Source organism: Luteibacter sp. OK325 (assembly GCF_003050935.1).
In the GTDB taxonomy this organism is placed as follows: domain Bacteria; phylum Pseudomonadota; class Gammaproteobacteria; order Xanthomonadales; family Rhodanobacteraceae; genus Luteibacter.
This window is the reverse complement of record NZ_QAOX01000004.1, coordinates 94,704-108,225: the sequence shown is the minus strand read 5'-3', so window position 1 is coordinate 108,225 and position 13,522 is coordinate 94,704. Positions and strand designations below refer to the sequence as shown.

Sequence of the window (13,522 nt, the reverse complement as noted above, 5' to 3'; positions counted from 1 at the left end):
GTGTGTGCGGTTGAACTAGTCGCCAATCACGTCCCACGGCCTGTTGTTGCCGCCGTCGATACCAGAGAACACAGTGGCGACCCCGAACCATTTGACCGCTCGGACGTAGTCGAGAAGCCGAGCCGGATGCCTTCATCAGGCGAGTTATTCAGAAGCAGTGTCAGGGTTAAGGGTCAATGACACGGTTACAGACCTGAGTGACGCGGTAAAGGGAACTCGACAACCTTACTTGTGGCCGGCACTTGACTCTAGACCTAGATCAAGGGTCTAGACTTGTCCCATGACTACTCAAGCCTCCCTCACCATCGGCCGCATCGCCCAGTCCGCGGGCGTCGCCATCGATACGATCCGGTTCTACGAGCGGGAAGGGCTGCTGCCCGCCCCGCGGCGCCGGCCCTCGGGTTACCGCGAATACGACCAGGCCACGGTGTCGCGCTTGCGCTTCATCCGTCGGGCCAAGGATCTCGGTTTCACGCTCGATGAGATTCGCGAGCTGTTGGCCCTCTCTGCCGACCGTCACGTCGGAGTGGAGGGCGTGCGAGAGCGCGCCGCGGCACGCTTGCTGGCCATCGACGAGCGGATCGCCGAGCTGCAGCGCGTCCGCGACGGCTTGTCGGAGTTGGTCGATGCATGCCCGGGTCACGGGGCGCCTGAAGACTGCCCGATCCTTAAGGCCCTGGCGGAGCCGAACACATGACTCACGCCTGCTGCTCGCACGGCGTAGCCGCCGAGGCCGCGATCGATCTTGCACCGATGCCGGCGGGTACGATCTATACCTGCCCGATGCATCCGGAAGTGCGCCAGGAAGGTCCCGGCTCATGCCCGAAGTGCGGCATGGCCCTCGAGCCCGCCATGCCTTCTCTCGATGACGATGATGGCGAGGTCCGTTCGCTCGGCCGCCGCCTCGGAAGTCTCGTTGCCCTGACGGTGCCTGTTTTCCTGATCGCTATGGTGCCGCACGTCACCGGGCGTATGTGGCATGAGCCTTGGGCCGCGGGTATTGCCTGGGTGGAAGCGGTGTTGGCGACGGTCGTCGTGTTGTGGGGCGGCGCGCCGTTCTTCGCGCGCGGCTGGCGTTCGCTGCTGCCGTGGTCGCCGAACATGTACACGCTGATCGCGTTGGGCACCGGCGTGGCGTGGTTGTACAGCGTCGTCGCCTTTGCGTTGCCGTCCCTGTTTCCGCCGGCAATGCGGGACATGCATGGTCAGGTAGCCGTCTATTTCGAATCGGCCGCGGTGATCGTCACACTGGTGACGCTTGGCGACTTCCTCGAGCTGCGCGCACGCCGCCAGACCGGCGAGGCCTTGCGCGGCTTGCTGGGCCTGGTGCCGAAAACGGCGCGACGGATAGGCAAGGACGGTACCGAGGAAGATGTGTCGCTGGAGTCGCTCCGCGTCGGTGACCACGTGCGCGTGCGTCCGGGTGAGAAAGTCCCGGCCGACGGCAGCGTGATCGAGGGCCAAAGCTATATCGATGAATCGATGCTCACCGGCGAACCCGTGCCGGTGGCGAAGACGGTGCACGACAAGGTAACCGGCGGTACGCAGAACCAGCACGGCGCATTGGTGGTACGCGTTGACCATGTCGGTCAGGACACAGTGCTCTCGCGCATCGTCACCCTGGTGGCCGAGGCACAGCGCTCTCGTGCACCGCTACAGCGCGTTGCCGATCGTGTCGCCGCATGGTTTGTCCCGGCCGTGGTAGTCGTGGCGCTGCTCGCCTTCGTAGTGTGGTGGATGGTAGGTCCGACACCTGCGTTTGCGCATGCGCTGGTCGCCGCCGTTTCGGTGCTGATCATCGCTTGCCCTTGCGCGCTGGGTCTGGCCACGCCGATGTCGATCATGGTGGCCAGCGGTCGCGGTGCGCAGGCGGGCGTGCTGTTCCGCGATGCCGCCGCTATCGAGACGCTTCGCGAGGTCGATACGCTGGTCTTCGACAAGACCGGCACACTTACCGAAGGCAAACCGACCCTTGTGGAGCTTCGCGTCTTCGGTCGGGAACGCGCCGAGGTATTGGCACTGGCTGCATCGGTCGAGCAGCCGAGCGAACATCCGCTCGCCGCCGCCATCGTGTCCGCGGCGGAAGGCGAAGGGCTCACGATCCCGAAGATCACGGGCTTCCAGGCGGTCGTCGGTCGAGGTGTCAGCGGTCGCGTCGATGGTCACGATATTGCGTTGGGTAATGCGGACCTCATGGAGGACGAGCGCGTCGACATCGCTGCGGGCCGCGACGTCGCCGACAAGGCACGCTCGAAGGGTGCAACGGCGATGTTCATGGCGATCGACGGCCGGCTCGCCGCCGTGCTCGCCCTGGCGGACGCGGTGAAGCCCTCGACGAAGCCTGCGCTGGATGCCCTGCACGCCGCCGGCGTGAAGCTGGTCATGCTCACGGGCGATAACGAGGCGACGGCCAAGGCCGTGGCGTCGTCGCTGCCTATCGACGAGGTGCACGCAGGTGCGTCACCCGAGGACAAGGCGAACATCGTCAACGCATTGAAGGCGGGTGGTGCGAAGGTGGCCATGGCGGGCGATGGCGTGAACGATGCGCCGGCGCTGGCCGTGGCGGACATCGGGATCGGCATGGGTAACGGCAGCGATATCGCCATACAGAACGCGTCGGTCACCCTGTTGAAGGGCGACCTCGCAGGAATCGCGCGGGCTCGTGCGCTTTCCGAGGCGACGGTGAAGAACATCCGGCAGAACCTGTTCTTCGCGTTCGTTTACAACGCCGTGGGCGTGCCGTTGGCGGCGGGAGTGTTGTACCCGGTGTTCGGCATCACGCTGTCGCCGATGATCGCGGCAGTGGCGATGAGTCTGAGTTCGGTGTCGGTGGTGGGGAATGCATTGCGCCTGCGGCGCGCCGCGATCTGATCTGGGTGATGCTCTTTTGTGGGAGCCGCTTCAGCGGCGATTGGGTCTCGCCGCAAGCACCCAATCGCCGCTGAAGCGGCTCCCACAACGAGCTTACTTCTTGTCGAACGATGGCGGAGCGTCTGCGGCCTTGGTTGCCCAGGCCTTGTTCGGCTTGTCCGACAGATCGAACTCCAGCTTGCCGCCCTTGAGGGCGAAGGACTCTGGCAGCCAGGACTTGGTAGTGGCCTTGCCGTCGACTTTCAGCGCTGTGACATACGGCTTGCCCATACCGGCATGTGGCGCCTCGATCACGACATCACCGTCCGGACGGTGCACCGTAGCCTTCGTAAACAACGGGCTACCTACGACCATTTCCGCACGACCCGGAATGGACGGATACACGCCCAGCGCCGCGAACACGTACCACGACGACATCTCGCCAAGATCGTCGTTACCCGGGATGCCGTTCGGCGCGTTCGCCCAGATCGTGTCGAGTACACGGCGCACCAGCTCCTGTGTCTTCCACGGCTGGCCAGCGAAGTTGTAGAGCCACGGCGTGCCGATGGACGGCTCATTGTCGAGCTCCGCATGAAGCGGGCCGGACTTGGTGACGGCGAACGTGCCATCGGGCTGATAGAAGAACGTATCGAGTCGCTTGCGTGCTTTTTCGCGTCCACCCATGGCATCGAAGAGGCCGCCGACATTGAACGGCACCATCCACACGTACTGCGCCGCGCTGCCTTCGACGAAGCCGTCTTCAGTCGACGGCGTGAAGGCATGCGGTACCTCCTTGTCGTCGTCCTTGATCAGCGCCCAGCTGCCGTCCGCGTTGCGATTGCGGATATAGCCGCCTTCGGGGGTGGCCTTGGGGTCGAACAGGTTGCGCCAGTACTGGGCGCGGCCGAGGAAACGCTGCGACGTGGCGGTGTCACCGAGGCGAGCCGCTAGCGCGCTGATACCGAATTCGGCTGCGACGGTTTCCAGCGTGTCGGCGGCAGGTCCCCATGCGGGTGCGCCGACGGGAATGTAGTGCAGCTTGAGCCAGGCATCGAGGCCAGGGCGCTGGCCGACGCATTCGACTTCGCAGCCATCGTGCGAGAGATCAAGCGCGGTCGGGTTATCCGCGGCATGGACGAGCGAGGCGAGAGCACCCCTGGCGTCGAAGTCGCGGCCACCGAAGGCGTAGATGCCGGCAATCGCCGCGGCGGCGGGGTCGCCGTTCATCACGTGGGTGCCGCCGTTGTTGTGCGTCCAGCGGTCCCACACGCCGTTGTTCTGCTGGGCCTGGTTGTAAAGGCTTTGGGCAATGTCGCTTGCCGTCTTCGGCTCGAGCCACGCGACCATCGGCAGCTGGGAGCGATACACGTCCCAACCGGAGAAATTCGCGTACTGCGCTTTCTGGCTACCGGTGACCTTATGCACCTTGTTGTCGAATCCGGTGTACTCGCCATTGACGTCGCTGAACACGTTCGGCGTCATCAGTGAGTGGTAGAGCGCGGTGTAGAACACGGTGCGCTGGTCGGGCGTGCCGCCTTCGATGTCGATGTGTGAAAGGCGCGTGTTCCAGGCGTCGACCGCTTTGTCTCGAAGCACTTCGAACGTTGTTCCCTTCGGGTTCTCCGCGTCGAGGTTGGCCTGCGCGTTCGCGGTGCTCACATACGAAATGCCCACGCGCACGTTGACCGCGCTCGTCCCCTTCGCAAAGCCGACCCACGCGCCCGAGCCCTTGCCCGTGTCCGGGAAGCCCTTTTCACCGTATCCCGTGCCGCCCTGGGCCTGCTTGCCGCCCTTGGTGACCGTGGTGTCCTGCCAGGTGCCCGTAGTGGCGAAGGGCTGGTCGAACTCGATCACGTAGTGAACCGTGTAATAGCTGCGACGATCCGCTTCGTTGATATACCCGCAGAAATTGCCGCTGGTGACCTCACCGCTGATGCGCTGGTGCGCCGCGTCGATAGCGACCGTCGCCTTCTCGGAGCCCGACTCGGAATCCGAAGCACGCACGAGCACGTTGACCGGCTTGCCCGCAGGGAAGGAGAAGCGAGCGGCGCCCGAATGCAGCGCAGCGGTCAGGTCGGTGGTGACGCCGTTGTCGAGGGTCACATGGTAGTGACCGGCCTTGGTTACTTCGTTCGCATGCGAGAACTTCGACGCGTACGCGTGACGGAAGTCCGTCGACGGAGAGGTCGTGACGTCTTCGCTGATCGGCATGATTGGGACGTCGCCCGAACCGCCGGCACAACCCCAGCCTTCGACATTGGTCAGGCTGAAACCGCGAATCGTATCGGCGCGGTATTCGTAGCCGCCCGGTGCGGCGATCGGCGACTTCTTGCCGGGGAGCGGTGAGGCTTCCGGGGAGAACTGCAGCATGCCGAAGGGCACCACGGCACCGGGGAACACATTGCCCCCGTTGGCGGTGCCGATCAGCGGATTGACGAGGGCGGCGGGACCGGAGGCGGCGGCGACAGCCGCAGGCAACAGGGCGGCGGCGAGGACGAACGGGTGAATCGCGCGCAAGGGCAGATCTCCGTGGGACCGGTATTTATATCGATTGAAATCCGATTTGGCGCCCGGGTCGTGTGCCAACGGTCATGGATGCGCTGCACCATGCCGTCGGCCGGGAGTGGGTGCTACCAGAGGATCCCGTCAATCGGCTTGGCCGGCTCCAGGCCATGCGTTTCGCCGAGCGCGTCGCGCAGGTCGATCTCGATGCCGCGGGTGAGCGTCGTGAGCGGCACGTCGTCTTCGAGGTTCTCGAAGGGGTTCTGCATGTCGTTGCCGATCTGCAGCAGCGCGAGGAAGAGGAAGCCGGCGACCGTGGAACCCAGTGGCGTATACAGGCCCAGCGTCTCGACGAGGCCGAGCGGAAGCAGGATGCAGAAGCCATGGGTGAAGATGGCCGGATAGGTGGCGTACTGCTGGGGCAGCGGCGTGTTCTTGATCCGCTCCATGCCGCCCTGGGCGTTGGAGATGTCGGAGAGCGTGCGCGCGAGGGCGTTCAGCAGGATCGGATCGGGTTTGGCATCGGCCACCAGCGTGCCGGTGCGGGCGTGGATCGCGTTAGGCACGTTGGTGACGCCACGCAGCCTTTCCACTTCGTCGGCGGGCAGCCGCGCGGTCAGTTCGTCCCAGGGAGCCTGCCGACGCAGGTGCAGCCGTAAGGCGTGCACATAGGCGATCTGCCGGTGCGCCACGTCGATGCCGCTGGCGCGTTCGGGCAGCATCGTCAGCGCTTCACGCGCAAGGGTGCGCGAGGCGTTGACCATGGCGCCCCACAGCGTGCGGGCCTCCCACCAACGCGCATAGGCGGTGGTGTTGCGGAAGCTGAGGTACACGGCCACGGCCGAGCCGAGCAGCGTGAGGGGCAGGGCGGGGAACTCGGCCGTCCATCTCGGATGCATCACGTACCAGAAGGCGGTAACCGCGACATCCCACGCGAGCAGCCAGATCAGCGGCTTGCCCACGTAACGCAGAATGTGGCCCAGATGCGCGCGGCCGGGAAGGATCACGCCTTATGCTCGCGCTTGATCGCTTCGGCCAGGGGGATGAACGTGTTGTCCGTTTCGTCGAGCACGGTGATCTTGCCGTCGCCGATGTCGTAGACCCAGCCGAGCAGGTTGATCGCGTCGTTGGCCAGCGCAGCGGCGACCGCCGGATGCGATCGGAGGTGGGTGAGCTGGAGACGTATGTTCTCCTCGATCACCGCCTGCATGGCATCGGCACCTTCGAGCTTGCGCGCGAACACAGCGCTCTTGGCCGCCTGCGCATTGCGCAGCCAGGCTTCGACCGTGGGGAGGTCTTTGGTGGAATCCGGATTTAGCAGGCCCTTCATGGCGCCGCAGTCGGTATGGCCGCAGACCACGACGTGCTGCACGCCAAGCACCATCACGGCGTACTCGACCACGGCGGACACGCCGCCGAGCATCTCGCCGTAACCCGGCACGATGTTGCCGATATTGCGGCAGACGAAGAGCTCGCCAGGCTGGGTCTGGGTGATCATCTCCGGCACCACGCGGGAGTCCGCGCAGGTGATGAAGAGGGTATGCGGGGTCTGGCCTTCGGCCAGCTCGCTGAACAGCTTGCGGTTCTCCGGCTCGCGGAAAACCTTGTGGCTGAAATCCTGGACGCCCTTGAGCAGGCCGAGGAGGCTATCGTCGCGCGGGGTTTCCTGAGTCATCAGCGTTGCCTTGGGAAAGCTTAGGCGAACAGTTTATGACAAACCTGTGGGAGCCGCTTCAGCGGCGATGGAAACCTGTGGGAGCCGCTTCAGCGGCGATGGAAACTTGTGGGAGCCGCTTCAGCGGCGATGGGGTGGCCCGCTGCCGCGGGATCGCCGATGAATCGGCTCCCACACAAAGCATCGCCGATGAATCGGCTCCCACATTTCTTATTTGCCGCCGAGGCTTAGGCCTCGGCGTCTTCCTTGTACGCATCGATCGGGATGCAGGCGCACATCACGTTCTTGTCGCCGTAGACGTTGTCCACGCGGGATACCGGCGGCCAGTACTTCGAGAGCCGGAGCGAGGGCAGCGGGAAGGCCGCAAGTTCACGCGGGTAGGCGTGGGTCCACTCGGTGCCCGTGACCATGGTGGCCGTGTGCGGGGCGTTGCGCAGCGGGTTGTCCTCGCGGTCAAGGCGGCCGTCCTCTACCGCACGGATCTCATCGCGGATCTGGATCATGGCGTCGATGAAGCGGTCCAGTTCGTGCTGCGACTCGCTTTCGGTCGGTTCGACCATCAGCGTGCCGGCGACCGGGAAGCTCAGGGTCGGGGCGTGAAAGCCGAAGTCGATCAGGCGCTTGGCGACATCTTCCGCACCGACGCCGGTAGCGTCCTTGAGCGGGCGAAGGTCGAGGATGCACTCGTGGGCGACCAGGCCGTTACGGCCGGTGTAGAGCGTGTCGTAATGCGGCGCCAGGCGCTTGGCAATGTAATTGGCATTGAGCAGCGCGACCTGGGTCGCCTTGCGCAGCCCTTCGGTGCCCATCAGCGTGATGTACATCCAGGAGATCGGCAGGATCGAGGCCGAACCGAAGCTGGCGGCGCTGACCATGCCCACATCGCCTTCACCACCGAAGGTGCGCGGCAGGAACGGGGCGAGGTGCGACTTGACCGCGCACGGGCCGACGCCCGGGCCGCCACCGCCATGCGGAATGCAGAAGGTCTTGTGCAGATTGAGGTGCGAGACGTCCGAACCCCACTTGCCCGGCTTGGCCACGCCGACCAGCGCGTTCATGTTGGCGCCGTCGGTGTACACCTGGCCGCCGTGCTTGTGCACGATGTCGCAGATGGCGACCACGTCTTCCTCGAACACGCCGTGGGTGGACGGGTACGTGATCATGATCGCGGCGAGGCGGTCGGAATACTTCTCGGCCTTCTCGCGGATGTCGTCGACGTCCACGTTGCCGTTGGCATCGCAGCGCGTGACCACGACGGTCATGCCGCACATCTGCGCCGACGCCGGGTTGGTGCCATGCGCGGATTCCGGGATCAGGCAGATGTCGCGATGGCCTTCGTTGCGCGAGCGATGGTAGGCGCGGATGGCGAGCAGGCCGGCGTATTCACCCTGGGCACCCGAATTGGGCTGCAGGCTTACTGAGTCGTAGCCGGTGCATTCGACCAGCATCGCTTCGAGTTCATCGATCAGCTGCTTGTAGCCCTGGGCCTGGCTGGCCGGAGCGAGCGGATGGATGTTGGCGAATTCCGGCCACGTCACCGGGATCATTTCGGCGGTCGCGTTGAGCTTCATGGTGCACGAGCCGAGCGGAATCATCGTGCGGTCGAGCGCGAGGTCCTTGTCGGCAAGGCCACGCAGGTAGCGAAGCAGTTCGTGCTCGCTGTGGTGCGTGTTGAATACCGGGTGCTGCAGGAAGTCGGTGTTGCGCAGGAGGCCCGACGGCAGCGCATCGGCCGTGGCGGCATCCAGCGCGTCGATGTCGTTCGCGTTCGCACCGAAGACGCCGGCCAGCGTGGCGATATCCGCACGCGTGGTGGTTTCATCGAGGCTGATGCCGACGCTGGAGGCGTCGATCGCGCGCACGTTGACGTTGGCGGCGGCGGCCTTGGCGTGCATGGCTTTCGCGTCGATACCGGTGACATGCAGGGTATCGAAGTAGTCACCACCGACCGAGACGCCGGCCTTGCCCAGCGCGCCGGCAAGGATCGCGGTGAGGCGATGCGTGCGGCGCGCGATGCGGGTAAGGCCTTCCGGGCCGTGATACACGGCGTACATGCTGGCCATGACGGCAAGCAGCACCTGCGCGGTACAGATGTTGGACGTGGCCTTCTCGCGGCGGATGTGCTGCTCGCGGGTCTGCAGGGTGAGGCGGTAAGCCGGCTTGCCTTCGGTGTCGACGGAGACGCCGATCAGGCGGCCCGGCATCGAGCGCTTGTACGCATCGCGGCAGGCGAGATAGGCGGCATGCGGGCCACCAAAGCCGTACGGCACGCCGAAACGCTGCGTGTTGCCGACGACGATGTCCGCACCCCAGCTACCCGGCGAAGCGATCAGGGTCAGCGCGAGCAGGTCGGTGGCGACGCAGACGATGCCGCCGCGCGCATGGGTCGCGTCGGCCAGCGCCTTGTAGTTGTTTACGCGACCGAAGGTGTTCGGGTACTGCAGCAGCACGCCGAAGCTGTCGACCGTGGCGCCTTCGGCGTCGTCACCGATGTGCAGCTCGATACCGATGCCGTCAGCGCGCGTACGCAGCACTTCCAGCGTCTGCGGGTGTACGTCCTTCGAGACGAAGAACACGTTGGACTTCGATTTGGCCGAACGCTTCGCCAGCGTCATCGCCTCGGCGGCGGCGGTGGCTTCGTCGAGCAGCGAGGCATTGGAGATATCCATGCCCGTGAGGTCGGTGACCATGGTCTGGAAGTTGATCAGCGCTTCCATGCGGCCCTGCGAGATCTCCGCCTGGTACGGCGTATATGCCGTGTACCACGCCGGGTTCTCGAGCACGTTGCGCAGGATGACGTTTGGCGTGAGCGTGCCGTAGTAGCCCTGGCCGATGAAGCTGCGGAAGACGGTGTTGCGGTCGGCGATGGCGCGGATCTTGGCCAGCGCTTCTTCCTCGGTCACTGCGGCGGGCAGAGCGAGCGGCGCGGGCGACTTGATCGAGCCGGGGACAATGGCGTCGGTCAGCGCATCCAGCGTGTTGTGGCCGACGATGTGCAGCATCGCGGCGATCTCGGCATCGTTCGGACCGATATGGCGTTCGATGAACGCGCCGTGGTTCTCGAGCTCACGCAGCGAAGGAGAGTTTTTCTGGCTCATGACTTGGAGGCATCCGAAAGAACGTGCCGTGCCGGCACGTGGGGCGCCCCTCTGTCCTTTTGCCTGAGAGTTTGGAGGCGGGTAAGCCTCTTGCACCTTCGGCGCCGGATTTAACCGGTCTCTCCAGAGTGATGAAGCACGCCGGTGGTCATGGGGCCTGAGCGATTACGGGCGTTGCGCCTTCGGCAGCGGGTCCATCCGCTTCTCCCACCGGGTGTTGCTGACCGGGATTATACAGTGGGTGGGGCGGCGTGGGTCGTGTAGGGGAAGGGTGGCTCATCCGGCGGCGCAGACCCTCTCGCGCCTAGGCGGAGGCCGTTCCGGGCCCCGTGCCGGTGAATCCGCACGATGCGGTTCTTTCCCCATGGTCGGGCTAGCCGAGGGCCTTACCGCAGGGCAGCGGGCTCGGTACCGTTGCAGTGGGCGTCCAACTTCCGTGCCATCAGTCTGCGGACAGGTCAACCTGTCCGTTTCACTATGCGCGTTCGGCAAATGGTGTAGCCGAATGCCGCTTAGGGGCTACGGCTTTGGATGACATTCGTGTCAGTCCAAGCGGTGTCCGGCTCGTGGCGCGCTCCATGTGGCGCCGCAAGGGGGTTGCCATTTTCGCCGATCGTGTTGCCAGGCAGCTGCGAAAAATCGGTGGAAGGGCGCCGAAGCGACAGGATGAAACGCGGGTGGCACATCGTTGCGTCGGTCCCATCGGCGCTAACGTCGGTACCGGACTACGAACAAGGAGGTCCGATCCCATGAAACAGCCCGCATTCTCTTCTAATCGTCTCGCCCTCGCCGTGGCTGCCGTTCTTGCCGCGTCCTTTCCGGTATCAAGTATCGCGACCGACACCATGACGGCGGTTGTAGCATTTGGCGCCCATTCGGGGCCAGGCTCAGACCATGCCGAGCCCTCGCCAGCGGGGCGCATTCCTGTTGTTCGTCCGGCTGATGTAGACCGCCTCGGTCCCGAGGCGTCGAGGCACCTGCTCAGCATGGTCGATGCCAGCTCACTTCCGCTGGCAGCGGGCGAGGCCGCGACGCTCAGCCGCCTGTTCGACCAAGGGTCACCTGTACTCGTCCACATGGATGCCCGCACGCCGGACGACCTCGCCCGGGTAAGTGAACTGTTCGGCATCGCGCCGACGAAGGGTGACGCGATCGTTCGAAATGACGGGGATACGGTCGAGGTGTTCGCCCCGTCGCCCGAGGGCGGCGCGGATACGTCGGCCCTCCTTCATGCTCTGGTCGCGTCAGCTGAGCCGGAAGCGCCAGCGGAAGCGTCGTTCGCCCGTTTGCAGAGTGCCCCCGCCGCCGAAGCGGACGACCCAGCTCCCGCGGCAGGTCGCCTCGGGCGGCATTTTGACGTCAAGATCGTCGACGCGCTTGGAGAGATATCCGGTGTGACTGGGATCGACATCGTCCGCAGCCGCACCGTTGCGTCCGACTTCAAGATGCTGACAGTCACATCGAAGGCGACGATAAAAACGGCGAACAACGGGGTGAGCGACGGCTCGAAGACCGGCACGAACGCGTGGACCGCGGATCTTCCCCTGGAGTACCGCGTGAGGCACGCTGTGACGGCGGGCGACGCAGAAGTGACCTATCTCGACCATTTTCCCGTGACCGATGGAAAAACCGACTTCACACAGACGGATACGGAGACCCGTGGGTTCACGATCGGAGGTTCCACGGGTTCCGAGTACAGCCACGACGGCAACGACAACTCGCCCCTCGCGGCAAAATATCCGTTCGACCTGTCGGCCAGCTACGAATACAAGTGGCAATCGAGTCTGACTACCACGTTTCAGGACTATTCCATCCAGGCGACGCCCGAAGCTTCTGGCAGCGTTTCATGGAAGGCGCTCATTGCGCCCAAACTCAAGAACGTGCTCGTCAAGCGTTGGGGAGCGGACATGCCGGTCCTTAGCGAAGACCGGATGACGCCAATGATGCGTAGCATGACGTTCGAGACCCTGTCGCACTGGAAGGTGCCGTCAGCGTATGCCGGCCTGGCTAATGTGACGGTAACGGCCGGATACGACCTGGATAGAAAAAAGTGGTGGTGGAATCGCACGAGGGTCGAGCACAGCAATGTGCGTGTGCCGCGCGAAGTCATGCTGGACTACGTCATCGATCTGACCGATCCGTATCTGTCCGCGGAGATCACGGTGTTGCTCCGGTCGGCGACAGGCTCTGGCGCCTGCCTCCAGGACAAGGGGGGCACCGTCGATCTGATGCCTTGCATCTCCACCGAACGCAGCCAGATGTGGGGCCTGGATACGGCCAGTCGCTACGTAAACCGGGGATCCGGTCGGTGCCTTGCCGTGCAGCCGCTGACCGCTTCGGTCGTCACCGATTCCTGCAAGAACATCACCTATGAGAAACAATGGCAGTGGCGCGCCGACCGCTTGCATTCCCTCGTCGATCACGGCCAATACCGCTTGTACGTCGAAGGTGGCCAGGTGCGTTATCTGGCTCCCAAGGGCCGCTTTCCGGATTTTCCGGTGAATCCGTACGGGGCGCCTCTGGAACCCTGGAGCAACTATCCTGCCGCCCCGCGCCTCGGCCTCGACCACATCACCGGACCCGCCGGTTCCAGAACACTGGACCTGAAGCCGGAACATGCAGGATTGCCGGCGGTGACCGCCGACCAGCGCTGGCGCGTTGAGGTGCTACGCCAGGGGCTATAGCGATTGACGCGTGAGGAGGCCCCCCGGCCGTGGCGGGGGGCTGTTCGCTAGTTCCGAAACCGCTCGCGCATGAGGCCCATATAGGCCTCTTCCGAGGATTCCCGCCGCGCCCGCACCAACGGTTGGATATCTTCCGTGGCGACATAACGCAACCGGTCGGTTCCATCGGTCGTCGCCTCGAAGATCACCTTTGCGACGTCTTCGGAGCTGGCATGGCGGCTTGCGCGCAATCCTTCGAACACTTTGCCCGTGGCAACCACGAAGTCTTCGTAGCCCGCCGGTACGGAAGCATTACCGAACTCGTCCGAAGACCGCGCGCCGAACTTCGTGTCGAGCACACCGCCGGGCTCGACGATCTTCACTGTGATGCCTTGCGAGGCGAGCTCGTATGACAGTGACTCGGAAAATCCTTCCAGGGCGAACTTGCTCGCGTTATAGAGCGAGATCATCGGCAGGCCGAAAACGCCGGCACCTGAGCTCACGTTGACGATGGTGCCGCTACGACGGGCGCGGAAATGCGCGAGGATGGCGCGGGTCACGTCCATCACGCCGAAGACGTTCACGTCGAACTGTTCCTGGATCTTCTCGCGGCTGGCGCCTTCAAAGATGCCGAAGAGGCCGAAGCCGGCGTTGTTGACCACGGCGTCGATGCCGCCGAAGCGGTCGATGCCGTCGCCATAGGCATGTCGCCCTCGGCGCTGAGCCATGCCGTC

General features: G+C 64.5%; 8 protein-coding genes and 1 riboswitch. Of the genes, 3 read left to right on the top strand and 5 right to left on the bottom strand.

Annotation, left to right across the window (positions count from 1 at the left end; translation table 11 throughout):
* The first annotated feature begins 280 nt into the window (after positions 1 to 280).
* Entirely contained in the window at positions 281 to 697 is a 417-nt protein-coding gene (locus C8J98_RS10510; protein WP_107913157.1) for a heavy metal-responsive transcriptional regulator, read from the top strand.
* On the top strand, positions 694 to 2,871 hold the full coding sequence (locus C8J98_RS10505; RefSeq protein WP_107913156.1) for a copper-translocating P-type ATPase: 2,178 nt from the start codon (positions 694 to 696) through the stop codon (positions 2,869 to 2,871). The genes C8J98_RS10510 and C8J98_RS10505 overlap by 4 nt, the downstream gene beginning before the upstream one ends.
* 93 nt (positions 2,872 to 2,964) lie before the next feature.
* Here the strand turns inward: C8J98_RS10505 and C8J98_RS10500 are convergent, their stop codons facing one another.
* The 4 genes from C8J98_RS10500 to gcvP all read right to left on the bottom strand — a co-directional run bounded on the left by C8J98_RS10500 (position 2,965) and on the right by gcvP (position 10,125).
* Positions 2,965 to 5,367: a GH92 family glycosyl hydrolase gene (locus C8J98_RS10500; protein WP_233260189.1), complete on the bottom strand. Its 2,403-nt coding sequence runs from the start codon at positions 5,365 to 5,367 to the stop codon at positions 2,965 to 2,967.
* Positions 5,368 to 5,480: 113 nt separating this feature from the next.
* On the bottom strand, positions 5,481 to 6,359 hold the full coding sequence (locus tag C8J98_RS10495; RefSeq protein ID WP_107913155.1) for a bestrophin family ion channel: 879 nt from the start codon (positions 6,357 to 6,359) through the stop codon (positions 5,481 to 5,483).
* On the bottom strand, positions 6,356 to 7,027 hold the full coding sequence (locus C8J98_RS10490; protein WP_107913154.1) for a carbonic anhydrase: 672 nt from the start codon (positions 7,025 to 7,027) through the stop codon (positions 6,356 to 6,358). The genes C8J98_RS10495 and C8J98_RS10490 overlap by 4 nt, the downstream gene beginning before the upstream one ends.
* 227 nt (positions 7,028 to 7,254) lie before the next feature.
* On the bottom strand, positions 7,255 to 10,125 hold the full coding sequence (gene gcvP / locus C8J98_RS10485; RefSeq protein ID WP_107913153.1) for an aminomethyl-transferring glycine dehydrogenase: 2,871 nt from the start codon (positions 10,123 to 10,125) through the stop codon (positions 7,255 to 7,257).
* A gap of 41 nt (positions 10,126 to 10,166) precedes the next feature.
* Positions 10,167 to 10,262, bottom strand: a riboswitch (glycine riboswitch).
* Between the two features lie 282 nt (positions 10,263 to 10,544).
* Between gcvP and C8J98_RS10480 the strand changes: the two genes are divergently transcribed.
* Positions 10,545 to 12,809 carry an RICIN domain-containing protein gene (locus C8J98_RS10480; protein ID WP_146171621.1) on the top strand — a complete coding sequence of 755 codons (2,265 nt, stop codon included), beginning with the start codon at positions 10,545 to 10,547 and terminating at the stop codon, positions 12,807 to 12,809.
* 47 nt (positions 12,810 to 12,856) lie between these two features.
* Here C8J98_RS10480 and C8J98_RS10475 read toward each other — a convergent pair whose 3' ends face one another.
* Positions 12,857 to 13,516, bottom strand: coding sequence for an SDR family NAD(P)-dependent oxidoreductase (locus C8J98_RS10475; RefSeq protein WP_107913151.1), 660 nt, complete (start codon positions 13,514 to 13,516; stop codon positions 12,857 to 12,859).
* Between the last annotated feature and the right edge of the window lie 6 nt (positions 13,517 to 13,522).